This window comes from Achromobacter sp. DMS1 (assembly GCF_001270295.1).
Genome location: NZ_LHSJ01000335.1, coordinates 1 through 4,023 on the forward strand (window position 1 = coordinate 1; position 4,023 = coordinate 4,023).

General features: G+C 66.9%; 4 protein-coding genes. 3 read left to right on the plus strand and 1 reads right to left on the minus strand.

Features of this window, described 5'->3' with window-relative positions:
- On the minus strand, window positions 1-1,635 hold a 1,635-nt coding region (locus AD428_RS23735), incomplete at its 3' end, for an Rne/Rng family ribonuclease (protein ID WP_152968212.1).
- A 515-nt stretch (window positions 1,636-2,150) separates the two neighbouring features.
- On the opposite strand from AD428_RS23735, the gene AD428_RS23740 reads away from it, so the two are divergent.
- The 3 genes from AD428_RS23740 to AD428_RS26935 all read left to right on the plus strand — a co-directional run bounded on the left by AD428_RS23740 (window position 2,151) and on the right by AD428_RS26935 (window position 3,993).
- Complete coding sequence (locus AD428_RS23740; RefSeq protein ID WP_053246789.1) at window positions 2,151-3,116, plus strand: RluA family pseudouridine synthase; 966 nt, start codon at window positions 2,151-2,153, stop codon at window positions 3,114-3,116.
- A 1-nt stretch (window position 3,117) separates the two neighbouring features.
- Window positions 3,118-3,777: an HAD family hydrolase gene (locus AD428_RS23745; RefSeq protein ID WP_053246790.1), complete on the plus strand. Its 660-nt coding sequence runs from the start codon at window positions 3,118-3,120 to the stop codon at window positions 3,775-3,777.
- Window positions 3,778-3,849: 72 nt separating this feature from the next.
- Window positions 3,850-3,993 carry a hypothetical protein gene (locus tag AD428_RS26935; protein ID WP_160318622.1) on the plus strand — a complete coding sequence of 48 codons (144 nt, stop codon included), beginning with the start codon at window positions 3,850-3,852 and terminating at the stop codon, window positions 3,991-3,993.
- The last annotated feature ends 30 nt before the right edge of the window (window positions 3,994-4,023 follow it).

A 4,023-nucleotide genomic window follows, 5' to 3' on the forward strand; every position in this document is an offset into this window, starting at 1 on the left:
GGGCGCGGGGGCGGGCGCGGAAACGGGGGCGGGTTGCGACGGGGTGATGCCCTTGACCAGCGCCTCCGGACGGCTCTTCACCTCGTGTTCGCGCGGCTGCCAGGCGGCGTCGGTGGCGGGGGCTTCGGCCAGCTCGAAGCTGGTCTTCACCTCTTCGAGGCGCGGATCGTCGTGGCGCAGGCGCTCGATGTGGTGGTGCGGGGTTTCCAGGTGCTTGTTGGGGATGAGCACCAGGTTGACCTTCAGGCGGGCTTCCATCTTGGTGATGTCGGCGCGCTTTTCGTTCAGCAGGTAAGTGGCCACTTCGACGGGCACCTGGGCGTGGACCGCCGCGGTGTTCTCCTTCATGGCCTCTTCCTGCAGCAGGCGCAGCACGTGCAGGGCGCTGGATTCCGCGTCGCGGATCACGCCGGTGCCGTTGCAGCGCGGGCAGGTGATGTGCGAGCCCTCGTTCAGGGCGGGACGCAGGCGCTGGCGCGACAGTTCCATCAGGCCGAAGCGCGAGATCTTGCCCATCTGGACGCGGGCGCGGTCGAAATGGAGGGCGTCGCGCAGGCGCTGTTCGACGGCGCGCTGGTTCTTGCTGTCCTCCATGTCGATGAAGTCGATGACGATCAGGCCGCCCAGGTCGCGCAGGCGCAGCTGGCGGGCGACTTCGTCGGCGGCCTCCAGGTTGGTGCGCAGCGCGGTTTCCTCGATGTCGGCACCGCGCGTCGAGCGGGCCGAGTTCACGTCCACGGACACCAGCGCTTCGGTGTGGTCGATGACCACGGCGCCGCCGGACGGCAGCTGCACGGTGCGCGAGTAGGCCGTCTCGATCTGGTGCTCGATCTGGAAGCGGGAGAAAAGAGGGATGTCGTCGCGGTAGCGCTTCACGCGCTGGACGTTGTCGGGCATCACCACGCTCATGAACGCGGTGGCCTGGTCGGCGATCTCGTCGGTATCGATGAGGATTTCACCGATTTCCGGGGAGAAGTAGTCGCGGATGGCCCGGATGACCAGGCTGGATTCGAGGTAGATCAGGATGGGCGCGGCGTTGTCGCGGGCGGCGCCGTCGATGGCCGTCCAGAGCTGCAGCAGGTAGGACAGGTCCCATTGGAGCTCTTCGACGCTGCGGCCGATGCCGGCGGTGCGGGCGATGATGCTCATGCCCTGGGGCAGGTCGAGCTGCTCCATGGTGTCGCGCAGTTCCTGGCGGTCTTCGCCCTCCACGCGGCGCGACACGCCGCCGCCGCGGGGGTTGTTGGGCATCAGGACCAGGTAGCGGCCCGCCAGGGAGATGAAGGTGGTGAGGGCGGCGCCCTTGTTGCCGCGCTCTTCCTTCTCGACCTGGACGATCAGCTCCTGGCCCTCGCGCAGTGCGTCCTGGATGCGGGCGCTGCGGACGTCCACGCCTTCCTTGAAGTAGCTGCGCGCCACTTCCTTGAAGGGCAGGAAGCCGTGGCGGTCTTCGCCGTAGTTGACGAAGCAGGCTTCGAGGCCGGGTTCGATCCGGGTGATGACACCTTTGTAGATATTGCCTTTGCGCTGTTCGCGGCCGGCGGTCTCGATGTCGAGGTCGATGAGCTTCTGCCCATCGACGATAGCGACGCGCAATTCTTCCTGGTGCGTCGCATTAAACAGCATGCGCTTCATGAGAGAGGTTCTCCGTTGTCATGACGCGCCGATATCGGCGCGTGACCTCGGGTCACTCGGGCTGCGGCTGAAGCGGGCAAGAAGGGCGCGGACCGTACCTGGGACGTGCGCCCAGGCGTATCCGCCGCGGGTCAGGCGGGCACGTCGTGCCGTGTGGCACGGGGTTCTGTCAGCAGGGGGGTCAGCTTCACTGTTTGTGGTTTGACGGGATGTGCTGTGAACGGCAGGTGCGATGGGAATGGATGCCCACGCGCACCTGGTGCTTTAAATCAAATAAGCGACGATTCTTGCAGTGCTTCAGAGCCGCTTGCGGCAGGCAACGGATCCGCGGAGACAGCGGGCAAAATGAATGCCACACCACTGTACGGCGGAGCGCGGTTGCGCCGGCGACCAAGAGACCCCGGGGTTGAATGAGCAGGCAGTACAATGGCGGCCCGCGCGCGCTCGACGGAGTTGCGTGTTGTGCATCTCTACGCCAGGCGGCTGGTTCAGCCCCTTCAGGCTGTCCCGATTATATGTCGCTTTCCGCAATGCGCAAAGAATCTTCCCCCTCAGCGGCCGCCCCGGCGGTCCGCCTCGTGCAGGTGCCCGCCGAACTGGCCGGGCAGCGCCTGGACAATTTCCTGGTGCGCCTGTGCAAGGGCGTGCCCAAGACCCACATCTACAAGGCGATCCGGGGCGGCGAGGTGCGCGTAAACAAGGGACGGACCTCGGCCGACTACCGCATCGCCGAGGGCGACACCGTGCGCATCCCGCCGCTGCGCCTGCCGGATCCCGGCCAGCCGCGGCCCGTGCCCGGCGCGGAGTTCCCCGTGGTCTTCGAGGACGACGCCATCCTGGTCATCGACAAGCCTGCCGGCGTGGCGGTGCACGGCGGCAGCGGGGTGTCGTTCGGCGTCATCGAGCAATTGCGCGCGGCGCGCCCGCAGGCCCGCTTCCTGGAGCTCGTGCACCGGCTCGACCGCGAAACGTCCGGCCTGCTCATGGTGGCCAAGAAGCGCAGCGCGCTGCTCGCCCTGCACGCCATGCTGCGCGAGGGCAAGGGCGGCAAGCACTACCTGGCCCTGGTCGAGGGCGACTGGGTCAACGACCGCCAGCATATCCGCCTGGGCCTGACCAAATGGACCACCCAGTCGGGCGAGCGGCGCGTCAAGGTGGACGCGCAGGGCCAGAAGGCGCACACCATCGTCACCTTGCGCAAACGCTACGGTAGCTACAGCCTGGTGGACGCCGAGCTGCGCACCGGGCGCACGCACCAGATCCGGGTGCACCTGGCGGCCAGCGGCCATCCCATCGTGGGCGACGACAAATACGGGCACGACGAGGTGCGCGCCGACTTCGCCCGCCGGGGGTTCAACCGCATGTTCCTGCACGCGCACACGCTGACGCTGCCGCATCCCCTCACTGGCGACATGCTGGAATTGCGGGCCGAACTGCCTCCGGCCTGCCTGAAACTGCTGAAACAACTGGAGTCGGCCTGATATGTATTCGTTGGTCGTATTCGACTGGGACGGCACCCTGATGGATTCCACGCACAGCATCGTGGCCGCCATCCAGGGCGCCTGCCGCGACCTGGACCTGCCCGTGCCTTCGGCTTCCTCGGCCAGTTGGGTGATCGGCCTGTCGCTCGAAAGCGCCCTGCGCAAGGCCGTGCCCGAGCTGACGCCGGCCATGATGCCCCGTTTCCTGGAGCGCTACCGCATCCACTACCTGCTGCGCGATCCCGAGCTTCGGCTTTTCGACGGCGTGCGCGAGCTGCTGGCCTCGCTGGCCGAGCGCGACGTGCGGCTGGCCGTGGCCACGGGCAAGAGCCGGGTGGGGCTTGCCCGGGCGCTGGCCGCCACCGGGCTGGGGCCGATGTTCGACGCCACCCGCACGGCCGACGAAACCTTCAGCAAGCCGCATCCGGCCATGTTGCACGAACTGATGGACGAACTGGACGTGGACCCCGCACGGGTGGTCATGGTGGGCGACACCTCCCACGACCTGCAGATGGCCTGCAACGCCGGCGTGCACGGCCTGGGTGTCACCTATGGCGCCCACACCCTGAAGGAGCTTCAGGGATGTTCGCCGCAGGCCGTGCTGGACAGCGTGCCGCTGCTGCACGAGTGGATCCACCGGCGCCTGGACGGCGCCGCGTAGCGGGCCCGGGCGGTCGACATCTGCGATGCGATCCTTTTCCAGCCGTTTGAGCATGTCTGAGGTGGAAAAGCCATGCAGATCGAATTGACGAATCGGCATGTCATCAATATCCCCTTCGTGCGCCAGCACCACGTCTCGGAATACGGTGGCAAGTTCACGCCGCTTTTCACGGTCTTCGCAAAACACGGTCAGCGCGCCGGTGGCCGGTTCCCATGAGAATCGCACCGACATCGCTGCAGGCTCCTC